Here is a 22,349-nt window from a genome sequence, read left to right on the forward strand (position 1 = left end):
TCGCACGGTGGCCCCAGCGGCCAGGCCGACGCCTGCTCGGGGGCCAGGCCGGGCGGGACGTCCGTCAGGTCCGGCTCCTCGTGGACCGTGCGGAACAGGGCGCCCGCCCCGCCGCCCTCGCCGAACGGGCCCCGCCCGGTCGCCGCGTACACCAGGACGCAGCCGAGCGAGAACACGTCGCACGGTGGCCCCAGCGGCCAGGCCGACGCCTGCTCGGGGGCCAGGTAGCCGGGCGTCCCGATCACCGCGCCGGTGGCCGTCAGCGCGGTGGCCCCCTCGTGGCGGGCGATCCCGAAGTCGATGAGGCGGGGGCCGTCGAGGGCGAGGAGGACGTTGCCGGGTTTGACGTCGCGGTGGATCAGCCCGGCCTCGTGGACCGCGGCGAGGGCCTCGGCGAGCCGGTGCCCGAGCGCCCGGACGGCGGCCGTGGGCAGCGGGCCGCCGGCCCGGACCACCTCGGCCAGCGACGGCCCGGGGACGAACGCGGTCGCCAGCCACGGTTCGCGGGCCTCGGTGTCCGCGCCGAGCACCGGGACCAGCCACGGGCCGGTGATCCGGGCAGCGGCCTCGGCCTCCCGCCGGAAGCGGGCCCGGAAGCCGGGGTCGGCGGCGTGCTCGGCCCGGATCACCTTGACGGCGGCGAGCGCCCCGCCCGTCGAGCGCGCCAGGTAGACCACGCCCATGCCGCCCGCGCCGAGCCGGACGAGGGTGCGGTAGGGGCCGACGGTGCGGGGGTCCTCGGAGGTGAGGGGCCGCACGTCAGCTCTTCGGCTTCGGGGCCGGGCCGAGGTAGCGGATGCGGCCGTCCTCGACCCGGTACAGGTGGGCGTCCTGGCCGACGAGTTGCCGGCGCTCCTCGTCGAACGCGTAGGAGCGGGAGACCCCGTCGTACCGGGCGGCGGCGATCGCGGCGGAGAGCGCGGAGCGGGTGGGCCGGCCGTCGCCGGAGGGCGTGGCGCCGGTCGTGGCCGTGGCGCTCGCCGACGCCCCCGCGGCACCGGCTGTCGCTCCCTTGACCGAGGCCGTCGCGCCGGTGGCCGAGGCTGTCGCGCCCTTGGCCGCGGCCTCGGCCACGGCGGCCAGTTCGCGGGCGACGAGACCCGCCACGTCGTACGCCTCGGCCGACCAGGCGGCGGGCGCGGCGCCGAACCGTTTGCGGTGGGCGGCGGCGAAGGTCGCGCCGGCCGGGGCGCTCGCGTCGGTGAACGGGGCGACGAACTCCCAGCCCTCGGCCGACGCACCCGCCTGCTCCAGGAACTCCGGCCCCATGACGGTGTGCTGGGCCATACACGGTCCGGGAAAGGAGAGGTCGGCCAGGATGCGGGCGACGCGGGCTGCGCCGGCCGCGTCACCGGCGTAGAAGAGGGCGTCGCTCCGGTTGGACAGGAGGTCGGTGAGGACCGGGTCGAAGACGGTGGTCCCGGCGGGCACCACCCGGGGGTGCGTGGTGCCGGTGGTGAGCTGGGGGGTCAGCAGGTTGGCCGCGTACCCCGCCTGGTAGGCCGCCTGTCCGCCGGCCCGGTCGACCAGGACGCCGAGGCGCTCGACGTCGGGGCGCAGCAGGAGGCGGTTGACGATCGGGACCGCGAGCGCGGCGTGGGAGGGGGTGGCCTGGAAGAAGGAGGCGTTGGCCCGTTTCGGGAAGGTGATCTGGAGGGCCGACACCGTCAGGACCGGCAGCGCCGCCTCGTCGTACGCGGGCAGGGCCGCCCCGGTCGTCTCGTCGCTCGTGGGGCCGATGACCGCCAGGACCTCTGGGTCACGGGCGAACTCCTCGGCGACCTGGACGGATCGACGGGCGTCGCCCTGGTCGTCGAGGACCTTCACGGCCAGCCGGAAGGGCTGGTCGTCGAGGGAGTTGAAGCGGTCGACGGCGAGCCGGACACCGCGTTCCTGGGCGCGCCCGGCGGCGCTCCCGGGTCCGGTGAGGTCGGCGTGCACGCCGATGATCCAGCGGCTGCCCCCGGGAGCCCCGTCCCCGCCGCCCGTGCCGGACTCGTCGCGTGTGAGGCGTACGGCGGTGAGGGCTCCGGCGCCGAGGGCGATCGCGCCCCCGGCCGCGTACAGCAGGAACCGCCGTCGTCCGGGCGCGGGTTGCGGAGGCCCGGGGTTCTCGGCGACCGCCACGGTGGCCTCGATGTCGGGCAGGGCCAGCAGCGCGGCGGCCCGGTCCGCGATGATCCGGACGACGTCCTCGGGCAGCCACTCGGCGGTGGCCCCGGCGGGTACGTCCTCGGCGATCAGGGTGTCGAGGTCGGCGGCGGCCGGACGCTCGCCGGGCTCCTTGGCGAGGCACCGCTCCAGCAGCGCGCGCAGCGCGGCGTCCTGGATGCCGTCGAGGTCGGGGGCGTCGTGGACCGTGCGGTAGAGGACGGCGTCGACCGCGCCGCTGCCGAAGGGGGGCCGGCCGGTGGCGGCGTACGCGAGGAGGCAGCCGAGCGAGAAGACGTCCCCGGCGGCCCCGGCGGGATTCCCGGACGCGGCCTCGGTGTTCCCGGACCCGGACGCCGCCCCGATGTTACCGGCTCCGGACGCCGCCTCGGTGTCCCCGCGCACCGCCTTAGTGTTCCCGCGCGCCGCCTCCACACTCCCCGAAACCTGCTCGGTGCTCCCCGAAGCCTGCTCGGTGCTCCCGGGCCCGGACGGCACCTCAGGCACCCCCGGCACCTCCGCGTCCCCCCACACCTGCTCGGGCGGGAGGAAGCCCGGGGTGCCGACGATCATCCCGGTGGCGGTGAGCGCGGTGGCGTCGGCGGTGCGGGCGATCCCGAAGTCGATCAGCCGGGGGCCGCCGGCCGTCAGCAGGACGTTGCCCGGTTTGACGTCTCGGTGGACGAGCCCGGCGGCGTGGACGGCGGCCAGCGCGCGGGCGAGCAGCCGGCCGAGGACGGTGACGCTGCGCACGGGCAGCGGGCCGCGCCGGGCGACGACGTCGGAGAGCGTCGGACCGGGTACGAACTCGGTCGCCAGCCACGGCCGTTCGGCCTCGGTGTCGGCTCCGGTGACGGGCACGGCCCACGGGCTGTCGACCCGGCGGGCGGCCTCGGCCTCGCGGCGGAAGCGGGTCCGGAAGTCCTCGTCCCCGGCGTACTCGGGCAGGATCACCTTGATCGCGGCGAGTGCTCCGGCGTCGGTCCGGCCGAGGTAGACGACGCCCATGCCGCCCGCTCCCAGGCGGGCCAGGAGCCGGTGTCCGCCGATCCGGGCGGGGTCGGTGGGTCGCAGATCTTCCATCGCCGGGCCTCAGCTCTGCTTCTCGACGGCGGATCTCAACTGCACCAGCATGGCGGCCTGCGCCTGGACGACGAGGTCGTCGACCTCCCGCCCGGTGCGCCCCTTCGCCCCCTTGCCGGTGACGGCGAGGGTGAACTGCTGGACCTGCGCCTGCTGCCAGGCGTAGTAGTGCGGTCCGCCGACCTCGGAGCTCTGGTACTGCCCCGCCTCGCTCAGGAAGTCGTCGGAGTTGTTCTGGTTGGCCTCGCCGCCGAACAGCGCGCCCGCGACCAGGGAGCCGATCAGCTCGCCCTCGCGCAACTGCTGGGTGGGGCAGCGCATCGACTCCTCGATCGACTCCGCCACCTCCCAGGCCGCGTCCACGCGGGCACGGTGCACGGTGACGGTCGCGGCGAGCCGCAGCGGCCCCTTGCCCGCCGCGGCGGGCACCTCGAACGACCGGCTGAGGGTGGCCAGGACACTGTGCGCGGGCTTCTGCTGCTGCCAGACGCAGTCCTTGCCGAGCACGGGCCAGGTGTCCGGGTCGCTCTCGTACGGACTCCGCTTCACCACGCCGGGACCGAAGCTGTCGGGGTCGGCGATGACGCGGCCGATGAGGTCCAGCGCGGCCGCCCGGGTCTTCGGGAGCCGGGCCGGGTCGGGGTCGAGCGTCTCCGTCGCCTCGGCAGACGGCCCGGACGCCGCGCCGCCGTCCGCACGGGCACTCGCACTCGCACTCGCACTCACGGATGCGTCGCGCTTCTCGGCGTTCCCGGGATCGTCCGCCGCGTTACCGGAGCAACCGGCGAGCAGCACGGTCACCAGGGTCACCAAGGTCAGGGACGGGGGCATGGGCAGCGCGAGCCGCCCTCCTCTTAACGGCACGTGACGGCTCACAGCGATTCCCCGTTCCTCCTCGACGCCGCGTCGATCATAAGTTCGCCGCCTCGCCGCGGTGGTGGCGTCCGGGGACTGTTGCCTCATCGGGACATGCGAACGCCCCGTCACACAGCCGCCCCGGCCCCCGTCAGGCCGTCTCCGCCAGGAAGGCTCCGAGGTGTTCGACGAGGGCGTCCGGCCGGTCCAGCGGGATCAGCGTGTAGCTGTCGGCGACCTCCACCAGCCTTCCCCGCGGCAGGATCTCGGCCAGGCGCCGCCCGTGGTCGAGCGGCATGACGCGGTCATCGGTGGCCCAGATCACCAGCGCGGGCCGGTCGAAGGTGCGCAGTTGCTCGGCCCACCGCAGGAGTTCGGCCTTCTCCGGTACGCCGAGGACATAGGCGCGCAGATCGCGCCGGATCTCGGCCGAGGCCAGCAGCGGCCGGAACCACCGGTCCATCGTGGCGTCCGGAACGGGACGCTTGCTCATCCACCCCCAGGTCATGGGCAGCCGCCGTGCGGGCCTCAACCGGAGCAGGGAGAAGGCGGCCCGGAGCCCTCCCGGCAGCTTGGCGAAGGCGGCGAGGTTCCGGCCGGGCAGCCCGGGCGGATAGTTGTCGAACGCCTCGCAGGACGTGATGACGAGCCTGCCGATCCGGTCGGCCCGCCCATCGGCGACCAGCGCCTGGGCGCCGCCCCAGTCGTTCATCACCAGGGTCACGTCCTCCAGTTCGAGGGCTTCCAGGAACTCCGCGACCAGCCGCGCGACCCCGAGGACGGACAGGTCGGCGCCGGCGTCCATGGGCCTGCGGTGCCCGCCGAGCGGCAGGGTGGGCACGATGCACCGCACCCCGCCCCCGAGCCCGGCGACGACGGCGTCCCACAACGACCCGTCCATGGCCACACCGTGCAGCAGAACCACCACGGGCCCCTCGCCCCCGGTGTCGTGGTAGTCGATCACGCCCGTGGAAAGCCTCACGTCGCTCATGCGGCCAACGTAGTGCAGCGGCCCTCGGGCCAGGACCTGACGCAGCGTAGGGATGAGGTCCCCGTCCTTGATAACGTCGCCCCCGCGGCTGCGGACTTCTCCCCCGACCCAGCCGTACGGGGTGGGCACGGGGTCCGGGCGCGGCAGGACGAAGAGGGCCGACAGATGAGCCTTGCACAGGTGCACTACACCTCCGCCGCGCCGGGGAACGAGGGAACGCCGGGGGACGAGCGAACGGCGGGCCGGTTCACGGCGGTCGGTGCCGGAGTGTCCGGGGCCCTGCTGGCGGAGATCGAGCCGTTGCTGCGCCACGAGCTTCCCGAAGGCTTCCCCGATCACCCTTCGGACGACGAACTCCGTTCGCTGCCCCAGTCGTTCACGTACGCCGTCCTCTCCGACGGCAGCCGTCTGGTCTCCCGGTCGGCCCCGGTACGGGAGACGGGTGGCGGCGCGGGGCCGGGGGTGCGGTTCCACGCGCACGCGGTGCACCTGCCGCCGGGGGTGCCGTTGCCGGGCGACCGGCTGCCGGTCGAGGCGTGGCGGTCGCCGCACTGGGTGGCGGTGACGCCCGGCGGTGCGATACCGGACCCGCTGACGCTGCCGCCGGGCCCTGCGGCGGTCTCCGAGGGCCTGGACGACTTCGCCGTGTCGCGCGGCCCCTGGCTCGCGGCCGTACTGGCGGACCTGCGCCGGGCGAGCGACGCGGAGACCTCCGAGGGGCGGCCGGTGGTGCTGGTGGAGCGGCAGTGCGCGGACGTGGCCCGGTGGCTGGGCCTCGCGTCGGCGACGCTGCCGAGGGAGAGCGCGGAGCGGCTCACGTTCACGACGTACACCCGGCGGCCGGGGAGTTCGGCGGTACGGGTGGTGGGGGTGCTGCCGGAGGACGCGGAGGCGGCCCGGACGGCGGGCCTGCGGGTGCACGTGTGCGCGGGGCAGGCGCCGTTGGGCGGTGGCACGGACGACGTGTGGGCGACGACGGCTGCGCGCATCTGGCGGAGCCGGTCGCCGGAGCTGTTCCGGGAGGCGCGGGAACTGCCCGGGGAGCCGTTCGCCGCAGGCCCGTTGGCCGTGACGGCCCTGTGCGCGGGCATCCCGCTCGGGCCGGACGAGCGTGCCGCGGCCGCGGGTTGGGCGGCCGACCGCCCGTACGCCCTGGACCCCAAGCGCACGGGCCAGTTGGTCGAGGCCCTCACCTCCCCCGGTATCGACGACCGTACGGGCCCCGAATTCGACGCGGCCGGCAGGCTGTTCGGCGCACTGGAGGGCCGCTGCCCCGCCCCGGTGACCGCCCCGCTCGCGGCGATGCTGGTCACGGAGGCGGTCCGGGGCGGCAACGGTTCGCTGGAACTGCCGCGCCGGGACGCGTTCGTGGGACCGGAGGGGGCGGCGGTGACGGAGCGGCTCGGCCCGGAGATCCTGACCGAGCTGAGCGACACGACCGGATCCCGTTCGGTGGCACGGACCGTGCAACTGCTGCGGGTGGCACGGCTGTTGGGTGTGGACGGTACGGAGTCACTGCCAGGGGTCGTGGACCGTCTGGCACCAGCCCTGCTGACGGAGGCGAAGGCGGAGGAGGAGGCGGCAGCGGAGGCACCGGATGAGGGCGGGGCGAGGGCTGATGGCCCCCCGGACTTCGCCCCGGCTCTGCTGGAGCTGCTGGACGAGCAGTTCGAGGTGCGGACGGCGTTGCTCGGCGCGCTGGACCGGATCGCCCCGCAGGACCCCGGGGCGGTGGCCCGGTTCCTGGAGCGGGTGGCGCTGCCGTTCACGGGGACGCAGGCGTTGCCGCACTTGCGGATGTGCGCCGAGGTGCCGGCCGCGATGGCGACCCTCGGCGGCGACCGGGCGGCGGTGTGGCACCGGGTGCTGCGGGCGGCCGGCCTCTCCCCCTTCGCCGAGCCGCTGGTGCTGCGCACGGCGGTGGGCCTGGTGTGGGAGGACCGGGCCCCGACGGTGGCGGAGGCCCGGCTCCTGCTGGACGCAGCCACCTCGGACTCGCACCGCGTGGCGGGCACGTGGGCCCGCCTGGTCGACGCGGCACTGGGCGCGGCCGCCGCAGAGCCGTCCCCCACCGGCACGCACTCCGTCGCCTCGCCCACCACGAGCCCCGACGAGGCGGCCGCGCTCGCCCACGACCTCCTGCGCGGCTTCCCGGGGGAGATCGGCGGCCGGGAGCGAGCGGGCCTCCTGCTGCTGGACCTCGTCCGCGAGCTGCGCACAGGCGCACCGGACCCCGGCTGGACGGAGACGGTCCGCACCCTGTGCGCCCAGGCGGAACCGGTCGAACCGGCGCTCCGGGAGCGGGCGCACGCGGCCCTGGTCGAACGGCTGCTGGCCCCGGACCGTCCGGGGGCGGAGCTGTACGCCTTCGTCCACGGCGAGGACGCCGAGCTGATCGCCGCGTACGACCGCACCGCCCGGACGGAGACGGTACGGACCCGGCTGCGCACCCAGCCCGCCTACGCGGCGGACTGCTTCACCGTCTGGACGGCCCACCCGCACGCGGGCAAGGCCTGGCCCCCGGTGGCCGCCGCCCTCCTGGACGAGGTCCTGCGCCCGGCCGTCCGCGCCATGTCGGCGGAGGACGTCGCGGAGGTCGAGGCGACGGTGGGCCGCACGGGCAGCAGCGGCCGGGCCGACGCCTTCCGCGACTGGAACCGATCGAGCGCGCTGGGCCGCCTGGGCCGCCGGATCGCGGGGAGAGTGCGGCGGGGGTGAGCCCCCGAGGGCCATCCGGCCATGTGGGATCAGCGGGTAAATCCCTTCACCTGAAAGGAACTTCCGTAACTGTGCACGTCCGCTTTCTCCACCTGGAACCCCGCCGAGGCAAGAATGCCCAGGACGGCGTCCCGCATACAGGTCTGCACAGTCTCGAAGTGGCGGATCTCCCAGGGCAGATGCGACGGATCGACACCCCGCTCACGCGTCTCTCCCACTGAATCCGGCCCGCCGACTGTCTCGAAATCACACACGCATACGTTTCCTCTGCCCACCCAGGATAGGTTGGCGTTCTGGGCGACTCGACCTCTCGGGGGCGGCACTCGGGGGCTGCACACTTCGACGGGCGGCCGGAGAGCACTGCCTCCGTCGTCGATCGCTACGGGGATTCAGGGGACACAAGTGAACGACAGGCAATACTTCGAAGGCGTAAAGGCACGCCCCGGTCTTTACGGCATCGAAGGTTCGTACAGAAATACGGTCATTTTCCTCACAGGATTTGACGAGGCCCGCTCAGGTGGACTTCTGCGCGGATTCACGGAGTGGCTGGTCGTGCGCAAGGGTGAATGCTCCAGCTTCGGCTGGCAGGCACTCGCCCTTGACGAGGCACTTCCCGACGTCGAAGGGTGGGGCTGGAACAAGCTGTACAACTCGAATTCACAGCAGGAGAAGGAGGCCGTGCGGCTGCTCCTCTCCCTGCTGCACGATTTCCTGACGATGCGGGATGACGTGATGGCGTTGGCTCGCATGTACGGGAAATACCACTCACTCCACTCGCAGACCGAAGGCTCTGGTGGCGCATGAACGACAAGCAGTTCGTCGAACAGGTCCGGGGCCATCCGGAGATGTATGGCCTGGGCAGCACCTACCACCCGACCGCCGCCCTTCTCCTGGGGTTCAACCAGGCGCGTTCCGGCGGCTTGCTTCGCGGGTTCCACGAGTGGCTGGCCGTACGCGAGGGAGAGCTGTCGAGTCAGCACTGGATGGCGAGGGTCCTCGCCCAAGCGCTACCGGGGTTCACGTTCCGAGGATTCGACAGCCTCCGGTTCGAGCCGGAGCAGGAGCGGCAGGCCGTGGACCACCTGTTCTCGCTGGTCCTTGAGTTCCTGGAAGTGCGCGACGACCCCTGGGCGCTCACCTCCACGTACGCCCAGTACCACCACATGCGGATTTCCCTGTATGGGGGTGATCCTGCGGAGATGTCATGACGCCTCCGCGGGATCACTTCGGACAGGACCGGCCCGTCACGCGCGGTCATGCAGCGTGACGTGGTAGCCGTCCGGGTCCGCGAAGGTGAACGTCCGGCCGAAGGGGCCGTCGATCGGTGCCGAGACGATGGTGTGCCCGTCGGCGGCGAGCGCGTCGTGGATGGACTGGACGTCCGTGGCGTGGAGCCAGATCGCGGCACCGATGCCGGGCTGGGCGACCGATGCGAGATCCGTCCCGGGAATGACCTCGCGCAGGGCGAACGCGATCGGCTTCGTCTCGAAGACGACGGCGTGCGGGGGTCCGGCCTGCGAGCGGACGAGGCCGAGGTACTGCTCGTAGAACGCCTGCGAGGCGGCGAGGTCGCGCACCTGGAACGAGATGAAGTCGGGACCGGTGGCAGGCATGGTGGCACTCCTTCGCTTCATGTCAGCTTCCTGACACGCACCACCATATGTCAGACTTCTGACATGAGCAAAGACGGTGCGGGCGTCGACCTGGACAAGTCACTGGGCTACCTACTGAAAGAGGCTTCGACCGCCTTGCGGATAGCCATGGAGGAGGTCCTGCGCCCCCTCGGGATGACCGTGACGCACTACTCATGCCTTGAACTGCTGGCCCAACGGCCGGGCATGTCGAACTCCGAGCTCGCGCGCGGCGCGTTCGTGACACGGCAGTCGATGAACGTGCTGCTCCAGGCCCTGGAACGGGACGGCTACGTGACCAGGCCCGCCGAGGCGGCAGTGGGGAAGGTTCTCCCCGCTCAGCTCACACCTCGTGGACGACAGAGCCTGGAGGAGGCGTCCGCGGCGGTCAGGGCCGTCGAGGTCGGAATGCTGGCCGGCATGACCGAGAACGAGCAGGAAAGCGCGTTCCGGGCCCTCCGGAGCATGGTCCATTCGCTGCGCGACCCCGCATAGCCCGCCAGCCCCTGGGTCACGCCCCCAGCTCGTCCGCCACCGGCACACACTCGGTGAGCAGGTCGACGACGTCGCGCCAGGCGCGTCGCGCGTGCCGGGGATGGTGGCCGACGCCGGGGACTGCGGGGTGGCCGACCGTCGGGTGGTGGAAGGCGTGCAAGGCGCCGCCGTAGACCGTGAGGCGCCAGTCGACACCCGCGGCCTGCATCTCGGCGGTGAACGCCTTCCGTTGCCCGGGCGGCATGATCGGGTCCTCCGACCCGACCCCGGCCCACACCGGGCAGCGGATGTTCGCCGCCTCGCCCGGTCGGCCCGTGGTCGTCGCGTTGACGGTTCCGATCGCGCGCAGGTCGACACCGTCGCGCCCGAGTTCCAGCCCGATGGCTCCCCCGGTGCCGTAGCCGACGGCGGCGATCCGGTCGGGGTCGGTACGCGGTTCGGCGCGCAACACGTCGAGCGCCGCATGACCGATGCCCCGCATCCGGTCCGGCTCGGCGAGCAACGGCAGGCAACGGGCCAGCATCTCCTCCGGGTCGCCCAGGTAGCGCCCGCCGTGCAGGTCGAAGGCCAGCACTACGTAGCCCAGCTCGGCCAGCGCGTCGGCCCGGCGGCGTTCGACGTCGCTGAGCCCCATGCCCTCCGGCCCGAGCAGAACGGCGGGCCGGGGGTCGACACCCGCCGGGAGCGCGAGGTACCCGACCATCGTCAAACCGTCGGCCGGATACTCGACCGTACGCGTCGTCACCGCTGTCATCGCCGTCGTCGCTGCCATAGGACGGGACCGTACCGACCGTCGAGCCCGATCCGGCCGCTGTTCTGCCACTGGCAGAACGCCGCGGGAGTTCATCCGCCGCACGCCCGGCATCGTCGCTCAGTACAGCAGGTCCAGTTCCGCGCGGACCGTCTTGCCCGGGTCGCGGTCGAGGACCGTCCAGCGGTCCGCCAAGGCCTCCACGATCAGCAGCCCGCGCCCGCTGTCCGAACCGTCCTCCGGGGCGGTGATCTCGCCGGGGCCGGGCGGCCGGCGCTCGCCCCGGGTGTCGGAGACCTCGATCCGCAGGAGGCCCGGCGCCTCCGGGTCGCCGGGCATGTACGACAGGCGCAGTTCGAAGTCGCGGCCGGGGACACGGCCGTGGGTCACCGCGTTGGCCGCCAACTCCCCCAGGATCAGGGCCGCCGACTCCGAGGCGTCACTGAGGTACGGGACGCCCCAGGTGTGCAGCTTGTGCAGGCCGACGCGGCGGGCGAGCCTGGCCCCCCGCGGGACCGCCGGGTATTGGTGCTTGAACACACGTACGGTTACGGGAGGTTGAGTCGTCGTAGGCGCTTCCATGCCCCCAGATTCCGGGCCACGGACCCACTCCACCAGGTTGGCGACCCGTACGCTGAGTCAGCGTACGGGCGCGAAGAGTAGACGGTACGGGTCACGTTCCGTGAGCATGGACGGGTAGCGAACCAGGACAGGCGCACGGGGAGGTGGCCGTACATGACGCACGGCTCGGACAGCATCGACAGCCCGGTCCACGGGACCTTCGGCAACGCCAGCGGGCGCAGCCCCGAGCCCGAACCGCAGTACAGCCTCAAGATGTTCGGGGAAGTCGTCAAGACCTTCCGCAAGCGGGCACGCCTGACGCAGGAACAGTTCGCCCCGCTCGTCGGGTACTCCCCCGAGACCGTCGCCTCCGTCGAGCAGGGCCGCCGCCTCCCACCACCGGACTTCGCGGAGCGCGCGGACAGCGTCCTTGACGCGTTCGGGGTGATCCTGGCGGCGGCGAAGCATCTAACGCGGCGGAAGGGGCTGGCGAGCTGGTTCCGGCAGTGGGCGGAACTGGAGCTGTCGGCGCTGAGCCTGTACACGTACGAGTGCCGGTTGATTCCGGGGCTGTTGCAGACAGCCGCATATGCCCGGACGCTGTTCACCGACCAGTTGCCGCCGCTCGCCGACGAGCAGATCGAGGCGCAGCTCGCGGCTCGGCTGGATCGTCAGCAACTGCTGCGCGAGCGGCCGAACACCTCCTTCAGCTTCATCCTCGAAGAGCACCTGTTCCTGCGGGACTTGGGCGGCGAGGAGGTCACCAGGGAACTGCTCGACCACATCCTCGACCTGTCCGAGCTGCGCAACGTGGACGTCCAGATCATGCCTCTGGTCCGGCATCACCATGCAGGGCTGCATGGGCCGATGCGACTGCTGGAGACGCCGGATCACCAGTGGTTCGGCTATCTGGAAGGGCAGGAGCACGGGCAGTTCGTCTCCGACCCCAAAGTGATCAGCGCGCTCCAGATGCGGTGTGCAAGTATGCGTTCACAGGCTCTCTCGTTGGACGACTCCAAGAGCCTGATGCGGCGGATGCGAGGAGCGAGATGAGTACCACACCCCTGGCCTGGTTCAAGAGCAGCTACAGCGGCGGCGACGGCGACTCCTGCGTGGAGGTCGCCCTGGAGTGGCACAAGTCGAGCTACAGCAGCGGCTCCGGCGACGACTGCGTCGAGGTCGCCACCTGCCCCTCCACCGTCCACGTCCGCGACTCCAAGCTCGACGAGAGCCCGCAGCTCGCCCTCGCCCCGGCGTCTTGGACGCACTTCCTCTCGTACGCCGCCCAGGCGGCCGGGTAGTCAGCGCCGGAACGGCTGCAGGCGCTCGATGTGGTCGGGGTCGCCGTCGAGCAGATCACCGTGGCCGATGGTGAAGTCCCCGTTAGGCAGGGCCTGCCCGTCCCCGTAGTGCCGGCCGATGACCGCTGCGGGGAGGAATTCGCGCAGGCTGTGGCGCATGCCGCCGGGGTACGCGACGGGCGCGCCCCAGTCGGCGGCGGCCTCGTCGGTGGAGAACAGGACCCAGTGGTCCACCGGCACGGCGGCGTCCAGGTCCGGTGCCTTGCCGGTGTGGCTGTCCAGGGCCGGGACGGTCAGCCGGTCGGGGTCGAGGGGCTCGTACCACAGCAACAGGGGCTTGGCCCGTCGCGCTTCCGCGTTGTCGAAGCAGCAGACGACGATGGTGTGGTCCGGGAAGTGCTCGGCGTAGAAGTGCAGGAGTTCCGGGTCGAGTTGGGGGCGCCGGTGCGGCGGCACCTGCCACAGTGCGGCGGGGACCGCGGTGGGGTCGTCCGCCAGGAGCACCGTGTAGACGTCATGGTCGAAGACCTGGACCGCCGCCTGCGGTTCCGCACTCATCCACACGATGTCGTCGGCCGCCGCGGCGGCGTCCTCCACTGCGGTGACCATGCGGTGCAGGACATCGGCGGAGCGCCCCGCCGAGAGGAAGTGGCGCGGTGTGAGCTGCCTCGTCGGCACGTGCAGCAGCATGGCGTTCGGGCCGCCCGCCAGGTTGACCGCTGTGTTCTGGTAGCCCAGGACGTGGACGAGGCCGTGCTCGCCGTGGTGTCGGCGTCCGCAGTACAGGATCGTGCCGGAGAACGCCGCCTCACCTGTCGATATGCACATGCGGGCACGGTACCCGCGCCGGTCCGGGCCCGGTCACTCCCCCGCCCGTACCCGGTGGCGTCGGTGGTACGACCAGGTCACCGCCGCCAGCAACGGACCCCACAGCAGGAGCGGGACGTACGAGGCGACGAAGAGGGCCTCCCCCGCCGATACGCCGGGGTCCGGGCTGGGGGCGGTCAGCAGACCGCCGAAGAAGAGGACCCACCACAGGACCGTGACCGCGAGGGCTCCCAGGGAAGCGGCGAGGACCGCGAGCCTGTGGTTCACCGGGCGCCCGCCGAGGAACGGAATCCAGCGCGGGAACACCTCCCCCCAGGGCCGTACCAGACCGAGGGTGAGGTACGAGGCGGCCTCGGCGACCGCGCCGATCAGCAGGACGTAGGCCAGGGCGATCAGCGGCGAGTCGTCGGGGAACGCGGCGAGGAACTCCTCGCGCTCCATCACCCCCACCGGCACGCCGAGCACCAGCGCGATGCGCCACATCCCGGAGGGGACGGTCGACCAGGCCACGACATGCGCGGCACGTACCGCCCAGCGCGGAGGCGACGGGACCGGCCGCCGGGCCGGTGGCAGCGCGCGGGGTCCGGGCGGTGCGGGATCCGTCGTCGTCATGACCCGAACCTCTCGCACCGCCCGGCCCGGCACGTCGTACCGCGCGATGATCCGCCTCCGCCGTACGGGCGAGGGGCGTGCAGGCGCCAGGAGAGGCGGCGTCTACCGCGTCGCGACGGCCGCGAACACGCCCCGCGCGGCCGTTCCGTCCGGCCAGGTCCACCCGGCGACCAGGTGTGCCGTCGGCTCCTGCTCGGCCTCCGTGGACGGCAGGACCCGGTTGATCCGGACGTCGAAGCCCTCGGCCGGGCCGGTGCCCCGGACGGTGACGGTCGGGTCGGGGGTGTCGCTCTCGCTCTGGCGCTGCGGTTCCGCGTCCCCGCGCAGCAGGGCACCCAACTGCGCCAGTACCACCGGGTCGTGGACGCCGTCGTAGATCCACCGGGTGCCGAGCACTCCATGCTCGGAGGTGCCGATCAGGGCCTCCTCGGGGGCGTCCTCCAGGGCCGCGCCGCGATAGCTCAGCGGCACCAGGTACGCCACCGGCTCCTCAGCGGCGGTGTCCACCACGACGATGAACTCGATCCCGACCTCGCCCGCCGGGTCGTCCAGCCGGAACCCGCCGGCACCCGTCAGATCCGGCGTTCCCGTGTGGCCCGCGTACCACTTCTGCTGCGGCAGCCAGCCGGTGATCAGCTCCAGCTTGGTGGGCGTCATGGTGGTGCGGTGAACGGTGGCCACGGAAGCTCCCTCATCGGTCGGGGGGCGGGCGGCCCCCCCCCCGGGGGGGGCGTGACCGAACCTATCCTGGCTCGCATGGGCGTACGAGGCCGGAGTCACCGCTCTGTCGGGAGCGTCCGGGCCGGGCCGGTAACGTAAGAGAGGTACCGGTACGACTCGTGAGCCTCCTGACGGGCTGCGTGAACCCAGGAGGAGCCACCATGACGACCAACCGTGGACGCAAGGACGTCATCCGCGACCGGATGGCCGCCACCGGTGAGTCGTACAACGTGGCCGCCCGCAACCTCAAGGCCATGAAGGACACCGCCGCCACCCGGGACGCCGTCCTCGTGCAGCGCTGGACGCCCGCAGACTCCCTCGACGTGCCCTGCCCCTGCGGCGGGACCTGCGAGCCGGGCGAGACCTGCGACCACTGCCACGCCCGCCACCGGCACGTGAAGCGCTACCCGGGCTCCACCACCGAGGTCGAGACCTGGGCCGACCGCTACGAGTGCACCGGCTGCTCCTCCTCGTACACCCTGACCGTCCACCTGGCCGGGCGGCCCTGGGGCGTCGCGGAGACCGTGGTGCAGGGCGGGTCGGCCGTGGAGGTCGTGCAGGCGACCGTCTTCCCGGGGGTCATTCACCCGCTGCTGCGGTCGGAAGCGCCCGGGAAGGGCGACGACGAGGAGTGATCGTCGGGCCCCCGGGCGGGTGACAGCACTGTGCCCCCGGCCCTCCCGGCACACGAGGAGGGTTACGGGGGCACGCGCCGGGCCGCTCCGGCTCAGCTCTCGTCCGGCGCCAGCGTCAGCGAGATCGAGTTGATGCAGTAGCGCTGGTCCGTCGGGGTCGGGTAGCCCTCGCCCTTGAAGACGTGGCCCAGGTGCGAGCCGCAGCGGGCGCAGCGCACCTCGGTGCGGACCATGCCGTGGCTGCGGTCCTCGATCAGCTCGACCGCGTCGGTGTCCTTCGGGTCGTAGAAGGACGGCCAGCCGCAGTGCGACTCGAACTTGGTGTCGGAGCGGAACAGCTCCGCCCCGCAGGCCCGGCAGGAGTAGAGGCCCGCCGTCTTGGTGTCGGTGTACTCACCCCGGAAGGCGGGCTCGGTGCCGGCCTGGCGCAGCACCGCGTACTCGGCGGGGGTCAGCTCTTCCCGCCACTGCTCGTCCGGCTTCTCGACGTCGTACGGCACGGCTCGCTCCTCAGCTCGACAGGTGGTCGCTCGCTCCGGTCGCCTCTCGGCTACCGGGCGCTCGACAGGTGGTCCAGGATGCGCGGGCCGAGGTCGGTGACGTCGCCCGCTCCCATGGTGAGAACGAGATCGCCGGGCTTCGCCATTCCCGCGATCGCGGCGGGTACGTCGGCCTGGTCGTGGACGGCGGTGACCTCCGCGCCGGCCGCCTTCGCCGCGTCGATGATCAGGGCGCTGGTGATGCCGGGGATCGGGTCCTCGCGGGCCGGGTAGATGTCCAGGACCACGGAGGCGTCGGCCAGGGCGAGGGCCTGGCCCATCTCGGTGCCCAGCTCCTGCGTACGGGAGAACAGGTGCGGCTGGAAGACGACCAGGATGCGGGCGTCGGCGGCCGCGCCGCGCATGGCCTCCAGGTCGGCGGTCATCTCGGTCGGGTGGTGCGCGTACGAGTCGATGACCTGCACGCCCGCCGCCTCGCCCTTGAGCTGGAGGCGGCGCTTGACCCCGGTGTACGAACCGAGCGCCGAGGCCAGGTTGTGCGCGGGGATGCCGAGGGCGACCCCGGCGGCGAGTGCGGCGACCGCGTTGTGGGCGTAGTGGCTGCCGGGGACCGAGACCGTGAAGGTGAGGAACTTCCCGTTCAGGAGGACGGTGACCTCGCTGGTCAGGCCGCGGGGGGTGACCTTGTGGACGCGTACGTCGGCGTTCTCGGCGGAGCCGTAGGTGACGACTTTGAGGTCGGAGAGGTCCCGGACCCGGCGGGTCAGCTCGACCGCGCCGGGCTGGTCGGCGGAGATGACGAGGGTGCCGCCGGGGACGACCTTGCCGACGAAGGTCTCGAAGGAGTCGTAGATCTCGTCCATCGAGGCGTAGTTCGCGTGGTGGTCCAGCTCCACGTTGAGGACGATCGCGACCTCGGGGTCGTACTTCTGGAAGCTGCGGTCGCTCTCGTCCGCCTCCGCGACGAAGATGTCGCCTTCGCCGTGCGTGGCGTTGGTGCCGGGGCCCTCCAGGTCGCCGCCGATGGCGTACGAGGGGGCCAGGCTCAGCGAGGAGAGCGCGACGGCCAGCATCGAGGTCGTCGTGGTCTTGCCGTGGGTGCCGGCCACCGCGATGGCCCGCAGGCCGTTCATCAGGGAGGCCAGGGCGTCCGAGCGGTGGACCACCGGAATGGCCAGCTCGCCTGCCCGGAGCAGCTCCGGGTTGTCGGCGCGGATGGCGCTGGAGACGACCACGCAGGACGCGTCCTCGGCCAGGTGCGCGGCCGCGTGCCCGATGTGCACGGTCGCCCCCAGCGCCCGCAGCGACTCGGCGGTGGCGGACTCCTTGGCGTCGCTGCCCGCCACCTTCGCGCCCCGCTGGGCGAGGATCTTCGCGATGCCCGACATTCCGGCGCCGCCGATGCCGATGAAGTGCGGTCGTTCCATGGCGGCGGGAATGCCGGGTGCCATCTGTGCTCCTCTGGGTGTGCGCTCTGGGCTGCGGGACCGGTGCCGTTCCGGGCCGCGAGCCCAGCCTATTCGCTGTGCGCGAAGAGCTTGAGCACCGGGACGCCGACCTTGTGCCGGGCCCGGGAGGCCCAGTCTCGGTGGAAGAACTCCTCCACGTAGTGCGGGGCGGTCAGGACGATGACCTCGTCCGCGCCCGCCTCCTCGACGACGGTCGTCAGTTTGTCCAGGGGGTGATCCTCGATCACCTGTCCGACGGCTTCGGAGCCCGCCTGGCGCAGGGCCCGTAGGGAGTATTCGAGGCCGATCTCGGCGGGTTCGCGGGCCTCGCTGCCCTCCGGCTCCTCGCCCTCGCGGACCGCTTCCTTCAGTTCCCCCATCGCCACGTCGTCGATCGCGCGCAGCAGGACATCGGCCTGGTCACCGCGCGGCTGCAACAGAACGACGAACGAGATCCGCTCCTCGCCGTGGAGCGTGGTGACGAAGTCCACGTCCTCGGGAGTGAGCGGCTTCTCGATCATCAAAACGCTTGTGAACACGACAGGCGCCCTTCCGCTTCTTCGTCTCGTCGACCCCGGGATCGACGGTCGACGGTCGTTTGCTGAAACCATCCTTCCCCGCGCTTCCACGGGGTTGCAGGGGTAAGTGTGCCCATCCGGAGCTAAGCGGAACGGGAAATTCCGCTAACTGTCAGACCGACGGTACCGAGAGAAGAGGAACCCGGCCTCTTCCAGCAGCGATGCCAGGAAAAAACGTTCCGGCAGGGCGACCCCGGGGCCCCCGGCGATCCGCTGAGCGTCACCCGCTGTGAGCATCGGGGAGATCGTCAGGCACAGCTCGTCCAGCGCGCCGGCCGCCACGAACTGGCCGAGCAGCCGGGGCCCGCCCTCGGTGAGCTGGCGCCGCAGCCCCCGGTCGGCCAGCTCGCGCACCACCCGGGCCGGGTCCACCCGGGCGCCCTCGCCCGCGATCACGACCTCGGCGCCCGCCTTCCGGGCCGCCTCGATCCGGTCGGCGGGGGCCCCGGAACCGGTCACCACGAGGGTGGGGACGAGCGGCTCGGTGAACAGCGGCAGCGAGAAGTCCAGGTCCAGGGAGCCGCTCACCACCGCGACGGCGGGCGCGGGGCCCTGCTCGGCGGCTGCCCGCCGCGCGGCGAACGCCTCCCGGGCGCGGGCCGGGCGGTACCCCTCCTGCCGTACGGTCTCGGCCCCGGCGATCACCACGTCGGCCAGGCCCCGCAGCGTGCCGAAGATCCGCATGTCGGCGGCGCAGGAGATGGGCTGCGAGCGGCCGTCGTGCTGGGCGGCCCCGTCGAGGGTGGAGACCATGTTGGCGCGCAGCCAGGGGGCCGCGGCGGGGAGGTCCGAGGGGTACGCGTACGCCTCGGCCAGTTCGTCGAGGCTCCACTCGCGGTCGGTGAGCGGCCCGGGCGGGTTCTCCCCCTCCGACTCCGAGGCGCCCGTTGTTGTCAGGTCCGTCACAGGGAACAGGCTTCGCATGGGTTGCAGTCTGGCACGGGCCTTAGGGTGGAGAGTTGTGTTGTCATCCACCGCGTTTCCGGGGCAGAGCCCCCTTCCCGAAGCGGCCCCGCTGTCCCTGTGCGCCCGCGAGCCGCACGTCCCCGCAGACCGTCTGGTCGCCGAGATGGTGCCCCCGCCGCGCTTCGACTCGGTGCGCTTCGACACGTACGTACCCGACCCGAACCAGCCCAGCCAGAGCGAGGCGGTCACGGTCCTGGCGGGCTTCGCCGCCGGGCTCGGCGGGGCGCACGCGACGGGTTCCGGGCGACGCAAGTGGTTCGGGAGCAAGAAGCCGGCCGCCCCGACCGGGCCGCGCGGGGTCTACCTCGACGGCGGCTACGGCGTGGGCAAGACCCACCTGCTGGCCTCTCTCTGGCACGCCACGCCCGCCGAGCCGTCGCTCAAGGCGTTCGGCACGTTCGTGGAGCTGACAAACCTCGTGGGTGCGCTGGGTTTCCAGCAGACCGTGCGGACCCTCAGCGGGCACCGTCTCCTGTGCATCGACGAGTTCGAGCTGGACGACCCGGGCGACACCGTGCTGGTCTCCTCGCTGCTCAGCCGGCTCGTGGAGGCCGGGGTGGCGCTCGCCGCGACCTCGAACACGCTGCCGGGGAAGCTCGGCGAGGGCCGGTTCGCCGCCGCCGACTTCCTGCGCGAGATCCAGGGCCTGTCCGCGCACTTCCGCCCGCTGCGGATCGACGGCGAGGACTACCGGCACCGGGGTCTGCCCGAGGCCCCGCCGCCGTACACCGACGAGCAGGTGACCCGGGCCGCGTACGCCACGCCGGGCGCGTCGCTGGACGACTTCCCGGGGCTGCTGGAGCACCTGGCGAAGGTGCACCCGAGCCGGTACGGCGCGCTCACCGACGAGCTGGGCGCGGTCTGTCTGACCGGGGTGACGGCGGTGCCCGACCAGTCGACCGCGCTGCGCCTGGTGGTGCTGGCCGACCGGCTGTACGACCGGGAGGTGCCGGTGCTCGCCTCCGGGCTGCCGTTCGACCAGCTGTTCAGCGACGAGATGCTGAACGGCGGGTACCGGAAGAAGTACTTCCGGGCGATCTCCCGGCTGACGGCGCTGGCGCGTGACGCGAAGGGTCTGGTGGCGCAGTAGGTTCGGGGGCGTAACGCAACGGGACACCGCGAGGTGCCCCGTGTTATCCCGTACAACCGCGTTATCCCGTACAACCAACCGCGTTGTCCCGTACAACCGCGCACACCGTTCGAAGGGATCCAGCATGGCTACCACGCGTCAGGCGCACACGGTCTGGGAAGGCAACCTGATCGAGGGCAAGGGGGTCGTCTCCCTCGACTCCTCCGGCATCGGTGAGTACGACGTCTCCTGGCCGTCCCGCTCCGAGGCGGCGAACGGCAAGACCAGCCCGGAGGAGCTGATCGCGGCCGCGCACTCCAGCTGCTTCTCGATGGCGCTGTCCCACGGCCTCGCGGGGGCCGGTACCCCGTCCACCAAGCTGGAGACGAAGGCCGAGGTCACCTTCCAGCCCGGCACCGGCATCACCGGCATCCACCTCACGGTCGAGGGCACGGTCCCCGGCCTGGACGAGGAGGCCTTCGTGAAGGCCGCGGAGGACGCCAAGGCGAACTGCCCGGTCAGCCAGGCGCTGACGGGCACGAAGATCACGCTGTCGGCCAAGCTGGCCTGACGGCCGGCCTCGCCGGACCGGCCCGTCGGCCGACGTCGGCCTGACCGTCCACGGGCGGCCCTTCCTCACTGGGCCGTCCCAGCAGCAACACGAGGCGCGGGGGTGCGCATGGTTCCCCCCGCGCCTCTGTGCGTGCTACACACGTGCGGGTCACTTCACCTGTCCGCCAACAGGGAGTCACCTCATGTCAACCGCACCCCGCTCCACCGCAACCCGACGTCAGGTCCTGGCAGGCAGCGGCGCAGCCGCCGCGATCGCCTTCACGGGGGCCTTCTCCGAACTCTTCGCGGGCACGGCAGCCGCGCGCGGCCACGGCGGCTACGGCCCCCTCGTCCCCGATCCGGACGGTCTGCTCGACCTGCCGAAAGGATTCCGCTACCGGGTGCTCTCCCGGGAGGGCGAGCCGCTGCGCTCCGGCGAGGGGCCGGTGCCGAGCAACCACGACGGCATGGCCGCTCTGCCCGGCCGCCACGGGCGGATCCACCTGGTCCGCAACCACGAGAACCGGCACACGGCCGAGATCGGCGTGCCGACGATCGAAGGGCTGACGTACGACCCGGCGGCCAAGGGCGGGTGTACGTCGCTGGAGCTGGACGGCCGCAACAAGGTGCTCGGCGAGCGCGTCGCCATCGCGGGCACGGCGGTCAACTGCGCGGGCGGGCCCACCCCTTGGCGCACCTGGCTGACCTGCGAGGAGAACGAGGACAAGGCCGGGACCAACGGGTACACCAAGGACCACGGCTTCATCTTCGAGGTGGACGGCGCCGATCCGCGCCGCACCGGGGCCGTGCCGCTGACCGCGATGGGCCGCTTCCAGCACGAGGCGATCGCCGTCGACCCGAAGTCGGGGATCGTGTACGAGACGGAGGACGCGTTCGACAAGCCGTTCGGGCTCTTCTACCGCTTCCTGCCCGAGAAGCCGCTCGGCGGCACCGGTTCGCTGCGGGCGGGCGGGGCGCTGGAGGCGATGCGGGTGCCGGGCGTGCCCGACCTCTCCGTCGTCCAGGAGACGGGAACCAGCTTCGACCGGATCGAGTGGGTGCCCGTACCGGATCCGCTGGCGGCCGAGACCCCGATCCGGCTCCAGGACTTCGGCAAGAAGGGCATCACGCACGCCCAGAAGCTGGAGGGGTGTTACTGGGGCGGCTCGTCCGTCTACTTCGTCTCCAGCTTCGCCCACCGCGACGAGGGCTCGGCGGCCGACCACTACGGGCAGGTGTGGCGCTACGAGCCGAAGAAGCGCCGGCTGACCCTGGTGGTGATCTTCGGCCCGGACACCGACATCCAGCTGCCCGGCGAGTCCCCCGACAACATCTGCCTGGCGGCCGACGGCGGGCTGATGGTCTGCGAGGACGGCGGCGGCGCGCAGCACGTACTCGGGGTGACCCGGCGCGGCGAGGTGTACACGATGGCACGCGGGCGGCAGAACATCGGGACGCCCGAGGAGCCGGAGTGGGGCGAGTTCGCGGGGGTGACGTTCTCGCCGGACGGCTCGACGATGTACGTGAACTGCTACACACCGGGGACGACGTTCGCGGTGACGGGGCCGTGGTGCTGAGGTAGTCGGCGGCTCTCCCCGCAGGGCCGCCGGAGCGCCCCGCTCGATATGGCCGTATTGTCAGATATTTTCCGTGGGTGATCACTGCTGCGCGGAAGATGCGGAAGACGACGACTCTGACGGTCGCGGGGGTGCTGACCGGCGCCGCCCTGGCCGGGTGCGGGGGGTCCGCCCCCGCACCCGCTCCCCCGCCCACCCCGGCGGCTCCGGCCCCCGCCGGTGTGGCGCGCGTGCGGCGCCCCGGTCCGCCGGGCCAGCCCCGCCCCCCCCGGGGGGGGGCCGCCGCCGGGGGGGGGGGCGCCGCGACGGTGCCCGCACCTGCCAAGG

Annotated in this window: 25 protein-coding genes; 10 read left to right on the forward strand and 15 right to left on the reverse strand. The window is 72.5% G+C overall.

The window, feature by feature from the left end; all coding sequences use genetic code 11:
* The 4 genes from JS521_RS21010 to JS521_RS21030 all read right to left on the reverse strand — a co-directional run.
* The coding region (locus JS521_RS21010) for a serine/threonine-protein kinase (protein ID WP_205084493.1) at window positions 1-758 on the reverse strand (758 nt) is incomplete at its 3' end.
* A gap of 1 nt (window position 759) precedes the next feature.
* Window positions 760-3,234, reverse strand: a complete 2,475-nt coding sequence (locus JS521_RS21015) for a bifunctional serine/threonine-protein kinase/ABC transporter substrate-binding protein (RefSeq protein ID WP_239487593.1) — start codon at window positions 3,232-3,234, stop codon at window positions 760-762.
* Window positions 3,235-3,243: 9 nt separating this feature from the next.
* Entirely contained in the window at window positions 3,244-4,035 is a 792-nt protein-coding gene (locus JS521_RS21025; protein WP_205084514.1) for a hypothetical protein, read from the reverse strand.
* A gap of 205 nt (window positions 4,036-4,240) precedes the next feature.
* The gene (locus JS521_RS21030) at window positions 4,241-5,080 is read right to left on the reverse strand and encodes an alpha/beta fold hydrolase (protein WP_205084494.1); all 840 of its coding nucleotides are present in this window, start codon (window positions 5,078-5,080) and stop codon (window positions 4,241-4,243) included.
* A 165-nt stretch (window positions 5,081-5,245) separates the two neighbouring features.
* Between JS521_RS21030 and JS521_RS21035 the strand changes: the two genes are divergently transcribed.
* Window positions 5,246-7,798 carry a GTPase-associated protein 1-related protein gene (locus tag JS521_RS21035; protein WP_205084495.1) on the forward strand — a complete coding sequence of 851 codons (2,553 nt, stop codon included), beginning with the start codon at window positions 5,246-5,248 and terminating at the stop codon, window positions 7,796-7,798.
* Window positions 7,799-7,827: 29 nt separating this feature from the next.
* Here the strand turns inward: JS521_RS21035 and JS521_RS21040 are convergent, their stop codons facing one another.
* Window positions 7,828-8,052, reverse strand: a complete 225-nt coding sequence (locus JS521_RS21040) for a hypothetical protein (protein WP_205084516.1) — start codon at window positions 8,050-8,052, stop codon at window positions 7,828-7,830.
* Between the two features lie 148 nt (window positions 8,053-8,200).
* Here JS521_RS21040 and JS521_RS21045 point away from each other — a divergent pair, with 148 nt between their 5' ends.
* Window positions 8,201-8,602 (forward strand): hypothetical protein, encoded by a 402-nt coding sequence (locus JS521_RS21045; protein WP_205084496.1) that lies wholly within the window; start codon window positions 8,201-8,203, stop codon window positions 8,600-8,602.
* Window positions 8,599-9,006 carry a hypothetical protein gene (locus JS521_RS21050; RefSeq protein ID WP_205084497.1) on the forward strand — a complete coding sequence of 136 codons (408 nt, stop codon included), beginning with the start codon at window positions 8,599-8,601 and terminating at the stop codon, window positions 9,004-9,006. The genes JS521_RS21045 and JS521_RS21050 overlap by 4 nt, the downstream gene beginning before the upstream one ends.
* 36 nt (window positions 9,007-9,042) lie before the next feature.
* On the opposite strand, the gene JS521_RS21055 is transcribed toward JS521_RS21050, so the two are convergent.
* On the reverse strand, window positions 9,043-9,411 hold the full coding sequence (locus tag JS521_RS21055; RefSeq protein WP_205084498.1) for a VOC family protein: 369 nt from the start codon (window positions 9,409-9,411) through the stop codon (window positions 9,043-9,045).
* A gap of 63 nt (window positions 9,412-9,474) precedes the next feature.
* Here JS521_RS21055 and JS521_RS21060 point away from each other — a divergent pair, with 63 nt between their 5' ends.
* Window positions 9,475-9,924 (forward strand): MarR family winged helix-turn-helix transcriptional regulator, encoded by a 450-nt coding sequence (locus tag JS521_RS21060; protein WP_205084499.1) that lies wholly within the window; start codon window positions 9,475-9,477, stop codon window positions 9,922-9,924.
* A 16-nt stretch (window positions 9,925-9,940) separates the two neighbouring features.
* Here the strand turns inward: JS521_RS21060 and JS521_RS21065 are convergent, their stop codons facing one another.
* Window positions 9,941-10,678 carry a dienelactone hydrolase family protein gene (locus JS521_RS21065; RefSeq protein ID WP_205084515.1) on the reverse strand — a complete coding sequence of 246 codons (738 nt, stop codon included), beginning with the start codon at window positions 10,676-10,678 and terminating at the stop codon, window positions 9,941-9,943.
* A gap of 117 nt (window positions 10,679-10,795) precedes the next feature.
* Entirely contained in the window at window positions 10,796-11,257 is a 462-nt protein-coding gene (locus JS521_RS21070; RefSeq protein ID WP_205084500.1) for an ATP-binding protein, read from the reverse strand.
* 153 nt (window positions 11,258-11,410) lie between these two features.
* On the opposite strand from JS521_RS21070, the gene JS521_RS21075 reads away from it, so the two are divergent.
* Entirely contained in the window at window positions 11,411-12,289 is an 879-nt protein-coding gene (locus tag JS521_RS21075; protein ID WP_205084501.1) for a helix-turn-helix domain-containing protein, read from the forward strand.
* Window positions 12,286-12,537, forward strand: a complete 252-nt coding sequence (locus JS521_RS21080; RefSeq protein ID WP_205084502.1) for a DUF397 domain-containing protein — start codon at window positions 12,286-12,288, stop codon at window positions 12,535-12,537. Before JS521_RS21075 ends, JS521_RS21080 begins: the two co-directional genes overlap by 4 nt.
* Here the strand turns inward: JS521_RS21080 and JS521_RS21085 are convergent, their stop codons facing one another.
* The 3 genes from JS521_RS21085 to JS521_RS21095 form a co-directional block, all read right to left on the reverse strand.
* On the reverse strand, window positions 12,538-13,365 hold the full coding sequence (locus JS521_RS21085) for a hypothetical protein (RefSeq protein ID WP_205084503.1): 828 nt from the start codon (window positions 13,363-13,365) through the stop codon (window positions 12,538-12,540). It abuts the gene before it with no gap.
* A 33-nt stretch (window positions 13,366-13,398) separates the two neighbouring features.
* Complete coding sequence (locus JS521_RS21090; protein ID WP_205084504.1) at window positions 13,399-13,977, reverse strand: hypothetical protein; 579 nt, start codon at window positions 13,975-13,977, stop codon at window positions 13,399-13,401.
* A gap of 102 nt (window positions 13,978-14,079) precedes the next feature.
* On the reverse strand, window positions 14,080-14,658 hold the full coding sequence (locus JS521_RS21095; protein ID WP_205084505.1) for a maltokinase N-terminal cap-like domain-containing protein: 579 nt from the start codon (window positions 14,656-14,658) through the stop codon (window positions 14,080-14,082).
* Between the two features lie 200 nt (window positions 14,659-14,858).
* On the opposite strand from JS521_RS21095, the gene JS521_RS21100 reads away from it, so the two are divergent.
* Window positions 14,859-15,332 (forward strand): hypothetical protein, encoded by a 474-nt coding sequence (locus tag JS521_RS21100; protein ID WP_205084506.1) that lies wholly within the window; start codon window positions 14,859-14,861, stop codon window positions 15,330-15,332.
* A gap of 92 nt (window positions 15,333-15,424) precedes the next feature.
* Here JS521_RS21100 and msrB read toward each other — a convergent pair whose 3' ends face one another.
* The 4 genes from msrB to JS521_RS21120 form a co-directional block, all read right to left on the reverse strand.
* Window positions 15,425-15,832 carry a peptide-methionine (R)-S-oxide reductase MsrB gene (msrB, locus tag JS521_RS21105; RefSeq protein ID WP_205084507.1) on the reverse strand — a complete coding sequence of 136 codons (408 nt, stop codon included), beginning with the start codon at window positions 15,830-15,832 and terminating at the stop codon, window positions 15,425-15,427.
* Window positions 15,833-15,882: 50 nt separating this feature from the next.
* Window positions 15,883-17,283, reverse strand: a complete 1,401-nt coding sequence (murC, locus tag JS521_RS21110; protein WP_205084508.1) for a UDP-N-acetylmuramate--L-alanine ligase — start codon at window positions 17,281-17,283, stop codon at window positions 15,883-15,885.
* Window positions 17,284-17,348: 65 nt separating this feature from the next.
* Window positions 17,349-17,801, reverse strand: a complete 453-nt coding sequence (locus JS521_RS21115) for an indole-3-glycerol phosphate synthase (RefSeq protein WP_205084509.1) — start codon at window positions 17,799-17,801, stop codon at window positions 17,349-17,351.
* Window positions 17,802-17,963: 162 nt separating this feature from the next.
* A complete protein-coding gene (locus tag JS521_RS21120; RefSeq protein WP_205084510.1) occupies window positions 17,964-18,782 on the reverse strand; it encodes a pyrimidine reductase family protein in 819 nt (272 codons plus the stop codon).
* A 37-nt stretch (window positions 18,783-18,819) separates the two neighbouring features.
* Here JS521_RS21120 and zapE point away from each other — a divergent pair, with 37 nt between their 5' ends.
* The 3 genes from zapE to JS521_RS21135 all read left to right on the forward strand — a co-directional run bounded on the left by zapE (window position 18,820) and on the right by JS521_RS21135 (window position 22,022).
* Window positions 18,820-19,914, forward strand: coding sequence for a cell division protein ZapE (gene zapE, locus JS521_RS21125; RefSeq protein WP_205084511.1), 1,095 nt, complete (start codon window positions 18,820-18,822; stop codon window positions 19,912-19,914).
* Window positions 19,915-20,038: 124 nt separating this feature from the next.
* Window positions 20,039-20,464: an OsmC family protein gene (locus JS521_RS21130; RefSeq protein WP_205084512.1), complete on the forward strand. Its 426-nt coding sequence runs from the start codon at window positions 20,039-20,041 to the stop codon at window positions 20,462-20,464.
* A gap of 184 nt (window positions 20,465-20,648) precedes the next feature.
* On the forward strand, window positions 20,649-22,022 hold the full coding sequence (locus JS521_RS21135) for an alkaline phosphatase PhoX (protein WP_205084513.1): 1,374 nt from the start codon (window positions 20,649-20,651) through the stop codon (window positions 22,020-22,022).
* Window positions 22,023-22,349: the final 327 nt, after the last annotated feature.

It is taken from the genome of Streptomyces durocortorensis, from assembly GCF_016901035.1.
GTDB classification, from domain to species: domain Bacteria; phylum Actinomycetota; class Actinomycetes; order Streptomycetales; family Streptomycetaceae; genus Streptomyces; species Streptomyces durocortorensis.